The organism is Gemmatimonadota bacterium (genome assembly GCA_016712265.1).
GTDB lineage: Bacteria > Gemmatimonadota > Gemmatimonadetes > Gemmatimonadales > Gemmatimonadaceae > RBC101.
Genome location: JADJRJ010000030.1, coordinates 474981 through 493192 on the forward strand (window position 1 = coordinate 474981; position 18212 = coordinate 493192).

Consider the following 18212-nt stretch of genomic DNA (forward strand, 5'->3'; position numbering starts at 1 on the left):
GGGGGCGCGCTCACGGGCCGCCCCGCATCGTGCCCGATGGCTGGAGATTCCCGACGTCCCGACCGTGTGGCTGAGGCCATTCGCGAGCAAGTGGCGACCTTCCTGGCAGAGGGCGTCAAGGACCCCCGTGTCACGGGCATCGTGACGGTCACGGGGGTGGATGTCACGCGCGACCTGCGCACGGCCAAGGTCTATGTGAGCATCATGGGGGAGGACGCCGTGAAATCCTCCACGCTGGAGGGGCTGCACTCGGTGGCCTCGCACCTGCGCAGCCGGTTGGGCCGCAGCCTTCGGCTGCACTCCGCACCGACCATCGAGTTCCGTCTCGATGCGACGGTCGCACACGCCGCGCGCATCGAGTCGTTGCTCGCGCGAATCCGTGACGGGGCGCCAGGCGACGATGCGAGCGACCTCGACTGACGCACTCGTCCTCGTCGACAAGCCGGCGGGGGTGACGTCGTTCGATGTCGTGCGGCAGGTCGGTCGTGCGGTCGGGACGCGCCGGGTGGGGCACGCCGGAACCCTGGATCCGTTCGCCACGGGACTGCTCGTGGTCATGAGTGGGGTCGCCACCCGCTGCATTCGATTTGTCTCGACGGAACCCAAGGTGTACCTCGCCACTATTTCCTTCGGCACCGAGCGCGACACCGACGACGTCACGGGGCAGGTCACGCGTGACGCGGCGCCACCCTCCCTCGAGGCGATCCGGGACGCGCTGCCCGGGTTGACCGGGGTGCTCGCGCAGGTCCCGCCGGCGTATTCCGCGAAGAAGGTGGATGGACAGCGGGCGTATGCGTTGGCCCGCGGCGGGGCAACGGTCACGCTCGCGGCGTCCCGCGTGACCGTCCATCAGTGGGAGGAGGTGGCATGGGGGGAAGGGCAGCTGGTCGCCCGCGTGACGTGCGGAACAGGGACGTACATTCGCGCCTTGGCGCGTGACCTTGGCCGCACGACGGGTTCAGCGGCCCACCTTTCGTCGCTGCGGCGCGAGCGCAGCGGTCCGTTTCACGTTGATGAGGCCACTTCGTGGGAGGCGCTGCGCCGGGGCGAGGCCGGGGCGCGGGCTCCATTGGATGCGCTTCGCGAGCTGCCCGTGGTGACCCTGGACGCCACCGAGGCCGCCCGGGCCAGACATGGGGCGACCGTTGCCCGCCCAGAGTCGCTGGAAGCGGCCGCCGCGGTCCTGTGCGGGCCCCAGGGGGAATGGCTCGGGATCGCCCGCGTGTCCCAGGGCGTGGTATATCCGATCGTGGTGCATGGTTGAGAGCGGCCTCCCCCCGGACGTGACCGCGACGGTAGTGACCGTGGGGTCCTTTGATGGCGTGCACCGAGGCCATCAGGACGTGCTCGCGCGACTCGTCGCACGGGGTCACGAACGGGGGCTTCCGACCGTCCTCGTGACCTTCGAACCGCATCCCCTCGAGGTGGTGAACCCCGGGGCCGCGCCGCCGCTGCTGACGGTGGGTGATGAAAAGGTGGAGGTGCTGGTGGAAAGCGGCATCGATTACCTCGCCGTCGTGCCGTTCACCTCCGCGCTCGCCGCCCTGGATGCCCCATCTTTCGTTGACCGAGTGCTTGTCGATCGGTTCCGGGTGGCGCACCTGCTCATGGGGCATGACCATGCGTTCGGCCGGAATCGCGCCGGCAATCCCGACGTGTTGCGCCACCTTGGGTCATCGCGGGGTTTTTCGGTGGAAGTCGTGACGGCGGTGACCAGCGGAGGCGGGCACCCGATTTCCTCGACGTTCCTGCGCCGCGCAGTGGCTGGGGGCGACCTGGCGCGGGCCGCCGAGGGGCTGGGGCGTCCGTACTCGATGGGGGGCCGTGTGGTGACCGGTGCCCAGCGCGGGCGGCTCCTGGGCTTCCCCACGATCAACGTGCCGGTGTTGTCCTCGCGGAAACTGCTGCCGCCGCTTGGGGTGTATGCGGTGCGGGTACAGACGCCGCAGGGGGCGTTTGGCGGGATGCTGAACCTTGGGGGCCGTCCGACGTTTGACGATGCCGAGGTCGCGCTGGAAGTGCACCTGTTTGATGCGACGGGAGATTTCTACGATCGGCGGGTCCGCATCGATTTCGTTGCGCGCTTGCGCGCGGTGGAGCGGTTTGCCTCGCCGGAGGCGCTGGTGGCGCAACTGCGGCGGGATGAGGTGGCGGCGCGCGCGGCCCTGGCCACAACCTAACGAGGATTGACCATGCAGATTCGTGTCCGGCGGTTGCCGCACAATATGGACCTGCCGCTGCCCGCGAGACAAACGGCTGGCAGCGCTGGGTACGATGTGTGCTCGGCGGAACCGGAGTTCACCCTCGCGCCTGGGGAGCGGCGGGCCGTGGCCACCGGGCTGGTGATCGAGTTGCCGCCGGGTATTGAGATGCAGATCCGTCCCCGCTCGGGCCTGGCGCTGAAGCACGGCCTGGTGGTGCCTAACGCGCCGGGAACGATCGACCCGGATTATCGCGGCGAGCTGCAGGTGATCGTCTGGAACCTCGGGGTGGCGCCAATGGTCGTTAGGCGGGGGGATCGGATCGCCCAGGCGGTGTTCGCCCGCTTCGAGACCCCGGTGCTGGAGGTCGCAGAGGCCCTTGAGGTAACGGAGCGGGGGGAGGGGGGCTTTGGGAGCACGGGGGTGTCGGGGGACGCCAGGGCTTTCGGGGGTCCCGAGGGGTCCTCGGCGGGCTCGTCCGGTCGCACCTAGGTTGTGATCTACCAACGCCTTGCACCGCTTCACCTGCTCCGATAACTTAAAGGCGCTTCACCCCTGGAAGCCCCCCAAGTCCACCGGCGCCCGCCCAGGCGCCAGGGTGTATTACATACATGCGCTGGCCGTTCCCCAAGGCGGGGAAGCTCTTTCCCGCAAATGCGATCGCCGTTGACCTCGGTACGGCCAACACACTCATCTACGTCAAGGGCGAAGGGATCGTCCTGAACGAGCCCTCCGTCGTCGCGATGGATCGCGAGACCAAGCGGGTGAAGGGGGTGGGACTCGAAGCCAAGCGCATGCTGGGACGCACGCCCGACGGGATCATCGCGGTCCGGCCGATGAAGGACGGGGTGATCGCCGACTTCGACGTCACCGAGAAGATGCTCCGCTACTTCCTGGAGCTGATCATCAAGAACCGGATGTTCAAGATCAAGCCGCGCGTGATCGTCTGCGTGCCGTCCGGGATCACCGAAGTCGAAAAGCGCGCCGTGCGCGACTCCGCGCTTGGCGCGGGCGCCAAGGAGGTCTTCATGGTCGCCGAGCCGATGGCCGCGGCTATCGGGGTCGGGCTCCCCATCGAGACTCCCACCGGGAACATGGTTATCGATATTGGCGGGGGGACCACGGAGATCGCCGTGATCGCCCTCTCCGGCATCGTCTCCGATACCTCGATCCGCACAGCCGGGGATGAGCTCGACACGGCCATCGTCCAGTTCATGCGGAAGAATTACAACCTGCTGATCGGCGAGCCCACGGCGGAGCAGATCAAGATCACCGTCGGGTCCGCGGCTCCCGTCGGGGAGGAGCGCGAGATGGAGGTGAAGGGGCGCGACCTGGTCTCGGGGATCCCGAAGATCGTTCGCGTCCATTCGTCGGAGATCCGTGAAGCCATCCAGGAGCCGATCCAGCAGATCGTCGACGCGGTGCGTCGGGCCCTCGAGATCACCCCGCCGGAACTGTCCTCGGACATCGTCGATCGCGGCATCGTCATGACCGGTGGCGGTGCCCTGATTCGCGGTCTGGATGTCGTGCTCAGCCAGGAGACGGGCCTGCCGATCCACGTGGACGAAGACCCCCTGACCTGCGTCGTTCGTGGGGTAGGGCGCATCCTCGACGACGAGCAGAAGTACTTCTCGGTCCTTTCTTCCTGACGAGGAATCGTCATGGCGCGTGCGGCGAAAGCCGGCACCCGGATCGACGCGGCGCTCCTGGTGGCGTCCGCGTTGGTCGCGGTGATGGCCATGGTGCTCCCCGGGGGTACGCGCGATGCCGTGGCCGCAGCGCTCCAGCGAAGCCTTGCGCGCCCCCTGCTGGCGCTGCAGCAGCAGTCCGAGCGCGCACGCGCGGCCCTGGCGGAGCGCGACAATATCGTCCAGCGACTCGATTCGCTCGCGCTGCGTGACGTCGCCCATCGGCAATTGGCCGCGGAGAACGCGACCTTGCGCGGGTTGCTCGGGATTGGCGCGGAAGTGCGGACCGGGTTCACCCCGGCCACCGCGCTGCACGGGCACCTCCCTGGTGAGAGCCACACGCTCGTCCTGACGGCCGGTCGCCGTGATGGGGTGTTCGCGAACAGCGCCGTCGTCGCGCCGGAGGGGTTGGTCGGCCGGCTGACCTTCGTGGACGAACGCACGAGTCATGCGATCCTGTGGTCGCACCCCAACTTCCGCGCCTCGGCGATGTCCGCCGACGGGCAAACGGTGGGGATCGTGGCCCCGCACCTCACCGGCCAGGCGAGCAGCGCCTGTCGCGGGTTGGATGAGATAGCCTGTGCCGAACCAGACCGCATGTTACTCGAGTTGCGGGGCGTCGCGTACCGCGATGCGCTGGATTCAGGGACGACGATTGTCACGACCGGACTCGGCGGCGTCTTTCCGCGGGGCATTGTGGTCGGGCGGGTGATCGGGGAGGTCCCGACGACCGCGCAGTGGACGCGGACCTACCTCCTGCGTGCAGCAGCACACCCTGCCTGGGTCTCGGCGGTCCTCATCTTGTCCCCGTCGGTCCAGGGGAACGACCTGTCCGGTGCCTGGCCGGATTCGTCCGCCGCCGAGGCCGCGCGGGCACGAGCGGTGGCCGCCGGTGACTCGTTGCGCCAGCTCAACGACGCGGCGCGCCTGGCCGAGATGCAGCGGGTCACGGATTCCATCGCGGCTGCCGGCGGCGCGGCACTGCGTGACTCTGGGCGGAGGGTGCCATGAACAGCCGCGGCCTCCGCACCCTGTTGCTGTGCGTCTTCCTGATCATCCTGCACTTCTCGGTGACACCACTCGTCGCGTGGCGGGTGACGCCGGACTTCCTGGTGATTGCCGTACTCCTCGCGGCCGTGCGATTGCGCCCAGGCGTCGCGGCGGTGACGGGACTCGTCGTTGGGTTGTTGGGCGATGCGCTGCTTCCCGAGGCCTTCGGCGTGGGGGCCTTCACACTGACCGTGCTCGGCTTCACCGCGTCGTGGCTGAAGGCGGTGTTCTTCTCCGACAACGTGATGCTGCACGCCGTCTTCTTCTTCGGCGGCAAGTGGGCCCATGACGTAGTCTCGGTGGTGCTGCGGCAGCAAGTCGGTTGGGGGGATGGGGCCGCGCAGCTGCTGCTCTGGTCACCGCTGGCGGCGGCCGTGACGGCGCTGGCGGGGCTCGTCCTGCTCGTGTTGTTTCGCGGAATCCTCGAACCGCCCGGGACATGAGCTTCCATCCGAACGACATCCAGCGACGTGGGGTCGCTGCGACGGCGGCGATCCTCGTGGCCATGACCGCCCTGGGCAGCGCGTTCTTTCGCGCGCAGGTGCTCGACGATGCGGCCTACCGACTCTCCTCGGAGCGCAATCGCTTGCGGCAGGTACCGCTGCCTGCCGCGCGTGGGGTCATCTACGATCGACACGGTGAGATCATCGCGGAGAACGTTCCCGGGTACTCGGTGTCGATCCTTGGCGCCTCCGCGGATTCCCTGCGATCGACGCTGGTCGCGCTGACGCGCATCCTTCCGCTCAGCGAGGGGGAGGTCAATCGCGCGGTGCAACGATTCCGGAAGGATCCCAACCGGCCCACGGTGATCCTGTCCGACGCCTCGTATGACCAGGTGGCGGTGCTCGAGGAACATCGCGTCGAGTTTCCAAGCCTCATCATCCAATCCGCACCCAAGCGGTATTACCCTGATGGCCCCGCAGTGGCGGCCTTCACGGGGTACACGGGCCAGATCCGGGATACCGAACTCGGCACGGAGGCGTTTGAGGGATACAAGAGTGGCCAGGAGATCGGTCGGTCGGGGCTCGAGCGTCAGTACGAGGCCGAATTGCGGGGACGCGAAGGCAGCCGATTCGTTGAGGTGGACGCCCGCGGTCGCGTGGTGCGTGATGGCGCCGACCGCGATTTCGACGCCCCGGTCTCGGGCCAGGTGCTCAAGACCAACATCGACCTCGACCTCCAGCGGTTCATAGCGAATTATCTGGGCGATACGCTGGCGGCTGGGGTTGTCGCCATCGAGCCGAAGACGGGGGCGGTACTCGCGCTGCATAGCTCTCCCTCGTTTGACCCGAATCGGTTCATCGGGGGGATCCAGCAGGAGTACTGGGACGAGCTGAACGCGGACAAGGTGCGGTTGCCGTTGTACAACAAGGCGATGCAGGGGCTGTATCCCCCAGCGTCCACCTTCAAGCTCGCCACCGCCGCCCTGGCGCTGCAGGATGGCCTCGTGGACTTCGATAGCCGGATGCCGCGGCCTTGCACGGGCGGCTATGTCTACGGCTCTCGATCATGGGGGTGCTGGGACAAGGGCGGACATGGCGCCGTCACGCTGAGCGAGGCCATCGCGAAGTCGTGTGACGTCTATTTCTACCAGCTGGGTCTGCGGATGTCGCTCTCGCGCCTGCTCGCCGGCGGCGTGAGCCTGAAGATGGGGGAACGCTCCGGAATCGACCTGCCAAGCGAAGTGAAGCCTCTGTGGCCCGCCAGCACGGCGTACCTGGACTCCACGTTCGGGAGAGGCAACTGGAGTAACGGGGAAACGCTGAACCTGTCGATCGGCCAGGGGAAGAACTCGCAAACCGTGCTGAACATGGCGCGCTTCTACACCGCGCTCGCCACCGACGGATTCGCCGCCACGCCCGAGGTCGTCGCCCGATCCCCCGAGCGAACCCAAATCCTGAAGCTGACCCCGGCCCAGTTCGCCGGTTTGCGCGCGGCGATGGGCGATGTGGTCTCAGGCCGCGGGACCGCGGGCAGCGCCGCCATCGACGGAGTTCAGCTGGCAGGCAAGACGGGGACCGCACAGAACGAGACCTCGCGTGACCATGCCTGGTTTGTCGGCATGGCCCCGCAGGATGACCCGACGATCGTGGTCGCGGTGATGCTCTGGCAGGGTGAACACGGCTATGCGGCAGCGCGGATCGCCTCGAAGATCATCTCGCACTTCTTCAAGCGCCCGGCGATCGAGCCGGCCAACGTGGTGGGCAATTGATCAAGCGCGTCGTCGCTGACTATCCGCTCGCGCTCCTCGCCCTGCTGTTGACGGCGTACGGTGTGGCGATGGTCTACTCGGCCGGCCAGACCGATGCGCAGGTCGTGGTCGACATGAATGCCTGGCAACGCCAACTGATGTGGCTCGGCGCCGGCTTGGTGATGGCCTACGTGGTCTCGCGGGCCAGCGTCCGCTTTCTCGAATGGGTCGCCGTTCCCGCGTACACCCTGTCCATTGTCCTGCTCCTGATTACCCTCGCCTTCGGCACCGGCGCGGGGACGGCCAAGAGCATGAGTGGGTGGCTCACCATTGGCGGGGTGCGGTTGGGGCAACCCTCCGAGTTGGCGAAGATCGCCGTCGTGTTGATGCTGGCGCGGCTCTTCGCCGGGCGCCGTGAGGCGCCAAAGTCGCTGGTCGACCTCATCGTCCCCGCCGTGGCCGTGCTGGTGCCCTGGCTCTTGGTCATGGCACAACCCGACCTGGGGACGGGGATGGTCTTCGTCGGGATCTTCTTCGGGATGATGTTCTGGGCGGGCACCTCTTGGCCCTTGCTCTTGCTGGTCGCCAGCCCAGCCGTGTCACTCATTCTCGCGTTCAGCACCGGGCTCTGGGGGGCGTGGTTTCTGCTCCTCGTTGCCCTGGTCCTCTGGTTCAAGCCGTACGTGGTCGAGGGCGTCGTGCTGATCGTCGCCAATGTGGTCATGGGGGTTGCTGCCCCCGTCCTCTGGGACAACCTCAAACCACACCAGCAAAGCCGCATCCTGGTGTTCATTGACCCCCAACAGGATCCCCAGCGAACCGGGTACCACGTCATCCAGTCACAGATTGCGATCGGTTCCGGTGGGCTCACCGGTCGTGGATACCTCGAGGGGACGCAGAAACAAGGAGCCTTCCTGCCCGCCCAGACCACCGACTTCATTTTTGCGGTTCTTGGTGAGGAGCTGGGCTTTCTCGGTGTTTCGGCGGCACTGACGCTCTTCCTCTTTCTGTTTCTTCGGGTCATCCGCGTCGCTGCCCGGGCCAACGACGGATTCAGCTCGTTGGTCGCATTCGGGCTCCTCGCAAGCTGGTTTGTCCACGTCGTCGTGAATGTGGGGATGACGCTGAACCTCATGCCGATCACGGGGATTCCCCTGCCGTTTTTCTCGTATGGGGGGTCTTTCATGTTGTCCTGCTGGCTGGCCGTGGGCATTTTGGTCCGCGTGTCCGCTGAAGGACGTGGCGAGGCTGACGCCCTCCCGATCGGGTTGCGGCGCTAAATCGCGTTCCGATCCTACCGCCCGGTCTCGACCGGCCTCATTTTTCCGGTATGGCTTGGTTCCGCAAGGAAAAGAAGACCCGCACGCCGCGCCGCGAGCGCCTCGAGATCCCGCCGGACGTCTGGGAGAAGTGCGAGGCGTGCGCGCACACGGATATCCGGGAGAAGTTTGTTCGGGCCTTCAATGTCTGCCCGAATTGCGACTATCACCGGCGGATCCGGGCGCTCGATTACGTCCAGTTGCTCATGGACGACGCCTCGTGGGAAGAGACGGACGCAGACGTGCGCTCGACCGACCCGCTGGGGTTTCCTGACTACCAGGCCCGCCTCAAGAAGGCACGCACGAATGCGGGGGAGATGGACGCGATCCTCACGGTGGCCGGCAAGCTCGGCGAAATGCCGGTGAATCTCGGGGTCATGGACTTCGCCTTCATGGGTGGTTCGATGGGCTCCGTCGTCGGTGAGAAGATCGCACGGCTGGCCACGCGCTCGCTTGAGCGGAAGCATCCCCTGATCGTGATTTCCGCGTCCGGTGGTGCCCGCATGCAGGAGGGGGTCCTCTCGCTCATGCAGATGGGCAAGGTCTCCGCTGTGCTGTCGCAACTGGCGGATCGTCGGATTCCCTATGTGTCGGTGCTGACCAATCCGACGACGGGGGGCGTGAGCGCCAGTTATGCCATGCTTGGGGATGCCATCATCGCCGAGCCTGGGGCGGTGATCGGATTTGCCGGCCCCCGCGTGATCAAGCAAACCCTGGGGCAGGACCTCCCGGAGGGGTTCCAGACCGCCGAGTTCCTGCTGGACCACGGCATGCTGGACCTTGTCTCGCATCGCAAGGACCTCAAGCAGACCCTTGGCCGGTTGCTGCGCCACATGAGTGGCAAACCCGCGGCAGCAGGATGGGCGACGACCTGACGTCCTATCGCCAGGCCCTCGACGCGCTTTTTGCCCGCACCACCGGGGTCAGCAAGTTCGGCCTTGAGCGCACCGACGCCTTCCTGGCCATGCTGGGCCGCCCGCACCTCGCCCTGCCGGTGCTGCACGTCGCGGGAACCAACGGGAAGGGAAGCGCCTGCGCCACGATCGACGCGGTATTGCGCGCCGGCGGCCACCGGGTTGGGCGATATACGTCGCCGCACCTCGTCGACTTTCGCGAGCGGTTCCTGGTCGATGGTCGCCCGATCGACCCGGCCTGGGTCGTCGCCTTCCTGGACCGATGGACGCCGACCGTCGAGTCGTTAGGCGTGACCTTCTTCGAGGCCACGACGGCGATGGCCTTTGCGTGGTTCGTGCACCAGGAGGTCGATGTCGCCGTTATCGAGACCGGGCTCGGCGGTCGTCTCGATTCCACGAACGTGGTGTCGCCCGTGGTGGCGACCGTGACCTCGATCGGGATTGACCACGTGGAGCAGTTGGGCCCCACGCATGAGCTCATCGCCGCCGAGAAGGCGGGGATCTTCAAGCCGGGGGCGCCCGCCGTGATTGGCGAGGCCAACGGGCAGGTCGCGGGGCTCCTGGCCGACCACGCGAGGGGGCGCGGTGCATCCCGGATCGTTGACCTGTGGCGTGAGACGCCACCGCGGGAGATCGAGACGAGTGGACGTGGAACCACCTTCACGTTGGAACTGGCCGAGGGCCCCCGACGCGTGCGTACGCCTCTGGCCGGTGTACACCAGGCGTCCAACTGCGCGGTCGCCCTGCGAACGGTGCAGTCCGCGGGCGGTCGCTGGTGGCCTGGGTGGGACGCCGCGTGCGCCGCCCTGGATCAGGTGGCCCTCCCCGGCCGATTCCAGCAGGTGGGCCCGTGGATTTTCGATGTAGCGCACAACGCAGACGGAGCGGCTGTACTCGCCTCGACACTGCGCTCGGTTCCAGGTGAGCCCGTGACCGCGGTTCTGTGTGTGTTGGGGGACAAGGACTGGCGTGGTATCATGGCGGCCCTGGCTCCGGTTGTAGATGGGTTCATCCTCACCAACGCGCCAACGGCTCCCGCCAGTCGGGCGTGGAGTCTGGATGAGGCGGTCGCGTACGCCGTCACACAGGGATGGACCGTGGAGTCGGCCCCGGACTTCGACAAAGCCTTGCGGCTCGCCCGCGATCGCGGCGGCAGAACGGTCGTGACGGGGTCCTTTCACACCGTCGGCGACGCGATGGATCGCTTGCACGTAAGTCCTCTTGGGAACTAGGTTTAGCGAATGTCAGCAGGGGCTTTGCCAGGGTTCAGAGACTTCTATCCCGAGACGTTTGCGCAGCGGTCGTGGCTCTTCGACCACTGGCGCGCGGCCGCTCGGGGTTTCGGGTTCGTCGAATATGATGGCCCGCCGCTGGAACCCCTCGACCTGTACACGCGCAAGAGCGGCGACGAGATCGTTGGCCAGCTCTACAACTTCACGGACAAGGGGGGCCGCGAGATCTCGTTGCGGCCCGAGATGACCCCGACCGTGGCCCGGATGGTCGCCGCTCGGGCGAACGCGCTGCGAAAGCCGGTCCGATGGTTCTCGATGCCCCAGCTGTTTCGCTACGAGCGGCAGCAGAAGGGTCGACTCCGCGAGCATTTCCAGCTGAATGTCGACATTTTCGGCGAGGCCGACGTTGCGGCCGATGCGGAGCTGCTCGCCGTGGCTTGCACCGTCATGCGACGGGTGGGGCTCGAGCCCGATGATGTGAAGGCGCGTGTGTCCGACCGGCGACTCCTTGCCGCGGTGCTCCGCGGGCTCGGGATCGCGGAGGACGCGACGCCTGCCGTGTTCGCCGCCGTCGACAAGATCGGCCGCGATGACGATGCCGCGCTGGTCAAGCGAATGCGCGACGCCGGGGTGACGACCGACGTGGCCGAGCGGGTCCTCGCCACCGTGCGCGCCTCGGACTTTGATGCCCTGGCGAGGGAGTTCGCGGGCAATGCCGATGTCGAGGCGGCGCTGGCGCGTTTCGCTGACTATCGGGCACTGCTGGACGCGCACGGTGTGCTCGAGTACCTGCAGCTGGACCTGGGGATCGTTCGCGGCCTGGCGTACTACACCGGCATCGTGTTCGAGCTGTTCGATGCACGCGGGGAGTTTCGCGCGATCTGCGGGGGCGGACGCTACGACAACCTCCTCAAGGCGTTAGGCGGCGTCGACATGCCGGCGCTTGGCTTCGGCATGGGTGACGTGGTGCTCGGTGAACTGATCGTCTCGCGGTTGGCACCGGGCGAGCTGCCCCCATGGGCAAATGCCAACGCGCCTGACATATGGCTTGCGGCCCCCGAAGGCGAGCCGTTGACGAGCACCATCCGCGCGGCGCGTGCCTTGCGAGACGCAGGCGTGCACGTCGAATACCCGCTTCGGCCAATGTCGTTGAGCAAGCAGCGGAAGGCGGCTTGGTCTTCGGCTGCGAGCTACATGCTGGAGCCCGAAGGTGCGTCGACCGAGCGGAGCTATCGCGTGAAGGCGGTCATCGAGTTCCGCTCGCTGGTTCGCCAAAGCCTCGCGCAGCACTTCGAAGGGCGGACTGCATCGATCGAGGAGATCGTCGCAGCATGGCGGTCGGGCGTCGGTGGCGCGACCGATCGACCGTGACGAGCTGTCGTGCCTTCCGGGCCGCCGGTGCCGCCCGCGCTCCTCGTGCCTCACGCCCCTCTGACCAAGCCAACAATGTCTGACAAGGCCCTCACGACCCGCGCAGCCGACTTCAGCGCGTGGTACAACGAGCTGGTGCTCCGCGCCGAGCTGGCGGACTACTCGCCGGTCCGCGGCTGCATGGTGATCCGCCCCAACGGGTACGGGATCTGGGAGCGCATGCAGCGCGCCCTGGATGACATGTTCAAGGCCACGGGCCACCGCAACGCCTACTTCCCGCTGTTCATCCCCGAGAGCTTCCTGCACAAGGAGGCGGAACACGTCGAGGGGTTCGCCCCGGAAGCCGCCGTGGTCACCCACGGGGGCGGCAAGAAGCTCGAGGAGCCGCTCGTCGTGCGCCCGACGTCCGAGACAATCATCTACTCGATGTTCGCCAAGTGGGTCCAGAGTTATCGCGACCTGCCCATCCTGATGAACCAGTGGGCGAACGTTGTCCGTTGGGAAATGCGGACGCGGCTCTTCCTGCGCACCCTGGAGTTCCTCTGGCAGGAAGGCCATACCGCCCATGCAACGCACGACGAGGCGGAGGCGGAAGCCCGCCAGATGCTGGGCGTCTATCGCACCTTCATGGAGGAGTGGATGGCGATGCCGGTGGTCACCGGCCTCAAGACGCAGGCCGAGAAGTTCGCCGGCGCGCTGCGCACGTATTCGTGCGAGGCCATGATGCAGGACAACAAGGCGTTGCAGGCCGGTACCTCGCACAACCTCGGACAGAACTTCGCCAAGGCGTTTGACTTGAAGTTCCAGTCCGAGTCGGGCAGCATCGAGCACGCCTGGAACACGAGCTGGGGCGTGTCCACGCGCATGATCGGCGGCTTGGTCATGACGCACGGCGACGACATTGGCCTGCGCATCCCTCCGCGACTCGCCCCGATCGAGGTCGTGATCGTCCCGATCTGGAAGTCCGACGAGGAACGCGGCCGGCTGCTTGAGGCTGCGCAACGGCTGAAGGCCGACCTGACGGGTTGGGGCGGTCGCGGGGAGGACCGGATTCGCGTGCATGTGGATGCCCGTGAGGGGGTCAAGCCAGGCGCCAAGTACTACGAATGGGAGCTGCAGGGGATCCCGCTGCGCATTGAGCTGGGACCGCGCGACCTCGCCAACCAGGCCTGCATGACGGCCCGGCGCGATACCCGTGCAAAGGCCGTGCTGCCCATGGAAGGGATCACCGCTGCGGTTGCCGAGCTGCTCAACGCTATCCAACAGGACATGCTGGCCGCGGCGCGCGAGCGGCGTGAGGCCAACTCCGTCCGCGAAGTGATCAGCTATGACCGGTTCCGGGAGATCATCGAGGGCGAAGGTGCCTTTGTGTACGCAGGCTGGAATGGTGACCCGGCGGTCGAGGCCAAGGTGAAGGAGGAGACGAAGGCCACCATTCGCTGCATCCCGGAGCCTGAGTTCCGCACGGTCGATGGGCCCACGCGATGCCTGGTGACCGGGGAGCCGGCGCAACACCAGGTGGTCTGGGCGAGAGCGTATTGATGCGGACGCCCCTCCTGGCGGTAGAGGGCGTCCTGCACCTTGATGGTGTCTCGCTCGAGGCGCTCGCGACGGCCGCCGACACGCCCGCCTACGTGTACAGCGGGTCCACGATCAGCGCGCGGTACCGGGAACTCACCGAGGCCCTCGCCCCCGTGCCGCATCGCGTGCACTACGCGTGCAAGGCAAATGCGTCGCTCGGCATCCTTGGCTGGCTGCGCGAACTGGGCGCCGGCGTGGACGTGGTCTCTGGTGGTGAGCTGTACCGTGCCCAACAGGCCGGGTTTGCGCCAGGCGCGATCATCTTCGGCGGGGTGGGGAAGTCCCCCCAGGAACTGCAGGCCGCCGTCGCCGCCCAGGTGCATCTCATCACCGTCGAGTCCGAAGCGGAGTTGCGGGAGATTAGTGCCATCGCCAGCACGCAGGGGGTCCAGGCCCGCATCGGGGTGCGCGTGAACCCGGAAGTGGCCGTGGACAGCGTCCATGCCTACATCAAGACAGGACAGAAGGGAGACAAGTTCGGCGTGCCCTGGGATGAGGCAGAACGCGTGGCGCGGCTCGCCCACGCGTTGCCTGCCGTTAGCCTGGTCGCCGTCGGCATGCACATCGGCTCACAGCTGACCAACCTCGCCCCGCTCGCGGACGGACTGCAGCGGCTGGAGACGTTGGTCGGTCGACTCCGCAGTACCGGGGTCTCGACCCTGGAATCGCTGGATATTGGCGGCGGGCTCTACGTGCCGTATGACCACGAGCCAGCGGCAGACCTCGTGCAGTATGCGGCGATCGTGGTGCCGGCGCTCCAGCGCATCGCCCTGACCCTGATCGTGGAGCCCGGCCGATTCCTTGTCGCCGAGGCGGGCGCCCTGCTGACGCGCGTGCTGTACCGCAAGCGCACCGGTGGACGCGACGTGCTCGTGACGGATGCCGGCATGAGCGACCTCCTGCGTCCGTCGCACTACGACGCCTATCACCGGATCCTCGCGGTCCGGCCGAGGGAGGCCCGCACCACCCTGGATGTCGTCGGCCCGATCTGCGAGAGCGGGGACTTCCTCGCCCTCGACCGCCCCATGGAGGACGTCGGCGCCGGCGAACTCCTCGTCCTCTGCACGACGGGTGCGTACGGTTCGTGCATGGCATCGAACTACAATTCGCGCACGCGAGCCACCGAGCTGCTGGTACACCAGGGGCAGTGGGCGGTGATCACCGAACGCGAGTCATACGCGGACCTTGTCCGGCGCGAGACTGTCACCCCCCAGTGGAGGACGCAGGCATGAAGGTCGGACTCCTGTCGGACACCCATGACCGCATCCCTGCGGTGCGCTCACTCCTCCAGTACATGCAGGAACACGGGGTCAACCTCGTGCTGCACGCCGGCGACTTCTGCGCTCCGTTCTCGCTGCGCCCGTTTGTCGAGATGAACATGCCGCTCATCGGCGTGTTCGGCCGAAACGATGGCGACCGCGAGGGGTTGCGGGCTTACGCCCAGCAGGGGGTCGGCATCGAGCTGTTCGAGTCGCCGCATTCCCTCGAACTGGGTGGGCAACGGATCTTGATGGTGCACGACCTCAATGAGGTGAATGATCGCTCCATTGCCGGCCACGGTATCGTCGTCCATGGCTTCACGCATCGTGAGGAGATGAAGGACCGCGGCGACACGCTGATCGTGAATCCCGGCGAGGGATGCGGATGGCTGAACGGCGAGCCGAGCGGCGCCATCCTCGACCTCGAAACCCGCCAACTGCAGTTCTTCAAGTTGCGTCACACCGACACCTACACGCCGGACGCGCCGTGAGCATTCCGACGGACCGAATCCTGATCCTTGATTGCGGATCGCAGTTCACACAGCTGATTGCCCGTCGCGTGCGCGAGGCGCGGGTGTACTCGGAGATCCATCCCCCGCGTTCCCTGGCCTGGATCCAGGAATGGAAGCCCACCGGGATCATCCTGTCCGGTGGTCCGTCGTCGGTGTACGAGGACGGCGCGCCGACCTTCGATCCCGGCATCCTCGACGTGGCGCCAGTCCTCGGCGTCTGCTACGGCATGCAGTGGATCGCCCACGCGGTGGGCGGTGAGGTCAAGGCCGGGGGACGGCGGGAGTACGGACGTGCGGAGGTGACGATCCTGGAGGCCGAGGGCGTGTTTGGCGGCTTCGCGCCTCACGAGCGCACGCAGGTGTGGATGAGCCACGGCGATCACGTCGAAAGTGTCCCTCCGGGATTCCTCGTCACCGCCGCGAGTGAAGACAACCCCGTGGTCGCGATGCGCCACGAGACGCGCCCTATTCACGGCGTGCAATTCCACGCGGAGGTGATGCATACCACGCGAGGTGCGGAGGTGATTGCGAACTTCCTGTTCGATGTCTGCCATTGCGCCCCGTCGTGGACGCCGGGTCACTTCATCGAGGAGGAAGTGACCCGCATCAAGGCGCTGGTGGGCGACAAGCACGTGATCTGTGGACTCTCGGGCGGCGTCGACTCGTCCGTCGCGGCGGCGCTGGTTCACCGGGCGATCGGCGACCAGCTCACCTGCATCTTCGTCGACACCGGGCTGTTGCGACAGAACGAGCGCGAACAGGTGGAGCACATGTTCGGCTCGCACATGGGGATGAAGTTGGTAACGGTGCGGGCGGAGTCGCGCTTCCTCACCGCGCTCGCTGGCGTCGACGACCCGGAGCGCAAGCGCAAGATCATCGGGCACACGTTCATCGACGTGTTTGAGGATGCTGCCGCTGCGGCCGGGCAGGACGCCGCGTTCCTGGTGCAGGGCACGTTGTACCCGGACGTCATCGAGTCCATCTCGGCCAAGGGCGGCCCCAGTGCGACGATCAAGACCCATCACAATGTCGGGGGGCTCAAGCCTGACATGAAGTTTGCGCTCATCGAGCCGTTGCGCGAGTTGTTCAAGGACGAGGTGCGCAACGTGGGACGCGAGCTTGGGCTTCCGGAGGAGATGGTCGGTCGCCACCCCTTTCCGGGCCCCGGCCTGGCCATCCGGGTGCTGAGCGATGTGACGGAGGAGAAACTCGCCGTGCTCCGCCAGGCCGATGCGATCTATTTGGAAGAGATTCGGAGCGCCGGTTTGTACGGGGACATCTGGCAGGCATTCGCGGTGTTGTTACCCGTACGGAGTGTCGGGGTCATGGGAGACTTCCGGACGTACGACAATGTCGTGGGCCTTCGCGCCGTGACCAGCACCGACGGGATGACCGCCGATTGGTTCGCGTTTCCCCCGGAGGTGCTCGGCCGGATGTCGAATCGCATTATCAACGAGGTCAAGGGCGTGAATCGCGTGGTGTACGACGTGTCATCCAAGCCGCCGGCGACCATCGAGTGGGAGTAGGCGGATGAGCGGCGGTGCCCTGCGGGTGCCGACCCGTCGGGAACTCCTTGACGTGGCGCGCCTGGCGGGGCCTATCGTACTTGTGCAGCTCGGCTTGATGAGCATGGGCACCGTGGACGCCATCATGCTCGGCCGCGTCTCACCGACGGCGATGGCCGGTGGCGCCCTCGGCAATTGGCACTGGCTCCTGGTGACGATGGTGGGTCAGGGGGCCATCCAGGCGATTGACCCCATCGTGTCGCAGGCCCGTGGCGCCGGAGATGCGGCGGCGGTCCGACTCGGCGTCCAGCGCGGTCTCCTGTTGGGCCTCGTGCTGACGGTCCCGACCATGCTCCTGCTGTGGCCGGCGGAGCGGGTCATGCACCGCCTGGGCCAACCCGCCGATGTTGCGCTGCTGGCGGGCCAATACTCGACGGCCCTCATCCCGGGTGTGCTGGCGTACTACTGGTTTTTCGCGCTCCGCCAATCCCTGCAAGCGTTGCACGCCGTGCGGCCCGTCCTCGTGACGGTCCTGATCGCCAACCTCATCAACGCTCTGCTCAACTGGGTGTTGATCTTTGGCCGACTCGGGGCACCTGCCCTTGGCGTGCAGGGCGCGGCGCTGGCCACCACCATCGGACGGTGGACCACCGTGATCCTCCTCCTGGGGATCGCGTGGCCCCAGCTCGCCACTCACCTGCAATCCCCCTGGCGGGAGGCACGCCAGTGGCCGGCGCTCTGGTCGATGTTGCGCCTCGGGCTCCCCATCGGCATTCACCAATGGCTGGAGATCGCGGCGTTCGGCGCCGCCCTGCTCCTGATGGGGTTGTTCGGGACGGTGCCACTTGCCGCACACAACCTCACGATCCAGGTGGCCGCGTTGACCTACATGGTGCCGTTAGGCACCTCCGCCGCGGCGGCGGTCCTTGTGGGTCACGCGATCGGCCGCCGCGACATGGATGCGGCACGCCGCGAGGCGAGTGCGGCGCTGGCGTGCGGCGTGGGGTTCATGGCAACGTGCGCGGGCCTGATCATGGCGTTCCCGGGCCCCCTCGCGGCGGTCTTCACGCGCGATCCGGGGGTGCTGGCCCTTGCCGCTCGCCTGTTACCGATCGCAGCGGCCTTTCAGGTCTTTGACGGCATTCAGGGCGTGTCCAGTGGTATCCTGCGAGGAGCCGGGGACACGAGGGTGCCAATGTTATTGAACCTCTTCGGTTTCGTCGCGGTGGGAATTCCCGCCGCTGCGTGGCTGGCCTTCAGTCGCGGATTGGGTCCTGAGGGGATCTGGTGGGGACTCGTGATCTGCCTGGCCGTGGTCGCCACATCGCTCGGGTGGCGCGTGCACACCCGCCTGGGTGCCTCCGTGGCCCGCGTCGAGCGTTAGGCGAA

General features: G+C 66.9%; 17 protein-coding genes. All 17 read left to right on the forward strand.

Translation table 11 applies throughout. The features are described 5' to 3' along the window. Positions 1 to 36: 36 nt before the first annotated feature. The 17 genes from rbfA to IPK85_17475 all read left to right on the forward strand — a co-directional run bounded on the left by rbfA (position 37) and on the right by IPK85_17475 (position 18207). Positions 37 to 420: a 30S ribosome-binding factor RbfA gene (gene rbfA, locus IPK85_17395; protein MBK8249153.1), complete on the forward strand. Its 384-nt coding sequence runs from the start codon at positions 37 to 39 to the stop codon at positions 418 to 420. Beyond that, positions 401 to 1264 carry a tRNA pseudouridine(55) synthase TruB gene (gene truB / locus IPK85_17400; GenBank protein MBK8249154.1) on the forward strand — a complete coding sequence of 288 codons (864 nt, stop codon included), beginning with the start codon at positions 401 to 403 and terminating at the stop codon, positions 1262 to 1264. Before rbfA ends, truB begins: the two co-directional genes overlap by 20 nt. After that, positions 1257 to 2180, forward strand: coding sequence for a bifunctional riboflavin kinase/FAD synthetase (locus tag IPK85_17405; protein ID MBK8249155.1), 924 nt, complete (start codon positions 1257 to 1259; stop codon positions 2178 to 2180). Before truB ends, IPK85_17405 begins: the two co-directional genes overlap by 8 nt. A gap of 12 nt (positions 2181 to 2192) precedes the next feature. Then, complete coding sequence (dut, locus tag IPK85_17410; GenBank protein ID MBK8249156.1) at positions 2193 to 2693, forward strand: dUTP diphosphatase; 501 nt, start codon at positions 2193 to 2195, stop codon at positions 2691 to 2693. Positions 2694 to 2812: 119 nt separating this feature from the next. Beyond that, positions 2813 to 3850 carry a rod shape-determining protein gene (locus IPK85_17415; GenBank protein ID MBK8249157.1) on the forward strand — a complete coding sequence of 346 codons (1038 nt, stop codon included), beginning with the start codon at positions 2813 to 2815 and terminating at the stop codon, positions 3848 to 3850. A 12-nt stretch (positions 3851 to 3862) separates the two neighbouring features. Then, positions 3863 to 4900 (forward strand): rod shape-determining protein MreC, encoded by a 1038-nt coding sequence (locus IPK85_17420; protein MBK8249158.1) that lies wholly within the window; start codon positions 3863 to 3865, stop codon positions 4898 to 4900. Beyond that, positions 4897 to 5382, forward strand: a complete 486-nt coding sequence (gene mreD, locus IPK85_17425; protein ID MBK8249159.1) for a rod shape-determining protein MreD — start codon at positions 4897 to 4899, stop codon at positions 5380 to 5382. The genes IPK85_17420 and mreD overlap by 4 nt, the downstream gene beginning before the upstream one ends. Next, entirely contained in the window at positions 5379 to 7151 is a 1773-nt protein-coding gene (mrdA, locus tag IPK85_17430; protein MBK8249160.1) for a penicillin-binding protein 2, read from the forward strand. Before mreD ends, mrdA begins: the two co-directional genes overlap by 4 nt. After that, positions 7148 to 8410: a rod shape-determining protein RodA gene (rodA, locus tag IPK85_17435; protein MBK8249161.1), complete on the forward strand. Its 1263-nt coding sequence runs from the start codon at positions 7148 to 7150 to the stop codon at positions 8408 to 8410. Before mrdA ends, rodA begins: the two co-directional genes overlap by 4 nt. Before the next feature lie 50 nt (positions 8411 to 8460). Next, on the forward strand, positions 8461 to 9324 hold the full coding sequence (locus IPK85_17440; protein ID MBK8249162.1) for an acetyl-CoA carboxylase carboxyltransferase subunit beta: 864 nt from the start codon (positions 8461 to 8463) through the stop codon (positions 9322 to 9324). Next, the gene (locus IPK85_17445; GenBank protein ID MBK8249163.1) at positions 9309 to 10595 is read left to right on the forward strand and encodes a bifunctional folylpolyglutamate synthase/dihydrofolate synthase; all 1287 of its coding nucleotides are present in this window, start codon (positions 9309 to 9311) and stop codon (positions 10593 to 10595) included. The genes IPK85_17440 and IPK85_17445 overlap by 16 nt, the downstream gene beginning before the upstream one ends. Before the next feature lie 9 nt (positions 10596 to 10604). Next, the gene (locus IPK85_17450; GenBank protein ID MBK8249164.1) at positions 10605 to 11966 is read left to right on the forward strand and encodes an ATP phosphoribosyltransferase regulatory subunit; all 1362 of its coding nucleotides are present in this window, start codon (positions 10605 to 10607) and stop codon (positions 11964 to 11966) included. 75 nt (positions 11967 to 12041) lie between these two features. Next, positions 12042 to 13508, forward strand: a complete 1467-nt coding sequence (locus IPK85_17455) for a proline--tRNA ligase (protein ID MBK8249165.1) — start codon at positions 12042 to 12044, stop codon at positions 13506 to 13508. Beyond that, entirely contained in the window at positions 13508 to 14779 is a 1272-nt protein-coding gene (lysA, locus tag IPK85_17460) for a diaminopimelate decarboxylase (protein MBK8249166.1), read from the forward strand. The genes IPK85_17455 and lysA overlap by 1 nt, the downstream gene beginning before the upstream one ends. Beyond that, positions 14776 to 15297, forward strand: a complete 522-nt coding sequence (locus tag IPK85_17465; GenBank protein ID MBK8249167.1) for a metallophosphoesterase — start codon at positions 14776 to 14778, stop codon at positions 15295 to 15297. Before lysA ends, IPK85_17465 begins: the two co-directional genes overlap by 4 nt. Further along, on the forward strand, positions 15192 to 16844 hold the full coding sequence (guaA, locus tag IPK85_17470) for a glutamine-hydrolyzing GMP synthase (protein MBK8249168.1): 1653 nt from the start codon (positions 15192 to 15194) through the stop codon (positions 16842 to 16844). The genes IPK85_17465 and guaA overlap by 106 nt, the downstream gene beginning before the upstream one ends. A 4-nt stretch (positions 16845 to 16848) precedes the next feature. Continuing rightward, complete coding sequence (locus IPK85_17475; protein ID MBK8249169.1) at positions 16849 to 18207, forward strand: MATE family efflux transporter; 1359 nt, start codon at positions 16849 to 16851, stop codon at positions 18205 to 18207. Positions 18208 to 18212: the final 5 nt, after the last annotated feature.

What these genes read in the sequence shown, in the direction of transcription:
- IPK85_17445 (MBK8249163.1), top strand. Translation starts at nt 9,309, where the DNA reads ATGGGCGACGACCTGACGTCCTATCGCCAGGCCCTCGACGCGCTTTTT.
- mrdA (MBK8249160.1), top strand. Translation starts at nt 5,379, where the DNA reads ATGAGCTTCCATCCGAACGACATCCAGCGACGTGGGGTCGCTGCGACG.
- dut (MBK8249156.1), top strand. Translation starts at nt 2,193, where the DNA reads ATGCAGATTCGTGTCCGGCGGTTGCCGCACAATATGGACCTGCCGCTG.
- mreD (MBK8249159.1), top strand. Translation starts at nt 4,897, where the DNA reads ATGAACAGCCGCGGCCTCCGCACCCTGTTGCTGTGCGTCTTCCTGATC.
- IPK85_17420 (MBK8249158.1), top strand. Translation starts at nt 3,863, where the DNA reads ATGGCGCGTGCGGCGAAAGCCGGCACCCGGATCGACGCGGCGCTCCTG.
- IPK85_17440 (MBK8249162.1), top strand. Translation starts at nt 8,461, where the DNA reads ATGGCTTGGTTCCGCAAGGAAAAGAAGACCCGCACGCCGCGCCGCGAG.
- IPK85_17475 (MBK8249169.1), top strand. Translation starts at nt 16,849, where the DNA reads ATGAGCGGCGGTGCCCTGCGGGTGCCGACCCGTCGGGAACTCCTTGAC.
- IPK85_17415 (MBK8249157.1), top strand. Translation starts at nt 2,813, where the DNA reads ATGCGCTGGCCGTTCCCCAAGGCGGGGAAGCTCTTTCCCGCAAATGCG.
- truB (MBK8249154.1), top strand. Translation starts at nt 401, where the DNA reads ATGCGAGCGACCTCGACTGACGCACTCGTCCTCGTCGACAAGCCGGCG.
- lysA (MBK8249166.1), top strand. Translation starts at nt 13,508, where the DNA reads ATGCGGACGCCCCTCCTGGCGGTAGAGGGCGTCCTGCACCTTGATGGT.
- IPK85_17405 (MBK8249155.1), top strand. Translation starts at nt 1,257, where the DNA reads ATGGTTGAGAGCGGCCTCCCCCCGGACGTGACCGCGACGGTAGTGACC.
- IPK85_17450 (MBK8249164.1), top strand. Translation starts at nt 10,605, where the DNA reads ATGTCAGCAGGGGCTTTGCCAGGGTTCAGAGACTTCTATCCCGAGACG.
- IPK85_17455 (MBK8249165.1), top strand. Translation starts at nt 12,042, where the DNA reads ATGTCTGACAAGGCCCTCACGACCCGCGCAGCCGACTTCAGCGCGTGG.
- rbfA (MBK8249153.1), top strand. Translation starts at nt 37, where the DNA reads ATGGCTGGAGATTCCCGACGTCCCGACCGTGTGGCTGAGGCCATTCGC.
- IPK85_17465 (MBK8249167.1), top strand. Translation starts at nt 14,776, where the DNA reads ATGAAGGTCGGACTCCTGTCGGACACCCATGACCGCATCCCTGCGGTG.
- guaA (MBK8249168.1), top strand. Translation starts at nt 15,192, where the DNA reads ATGGCTGAACGGCGAGCCGAGCGGCGCCATCCTCGACCTCGAAACCCG.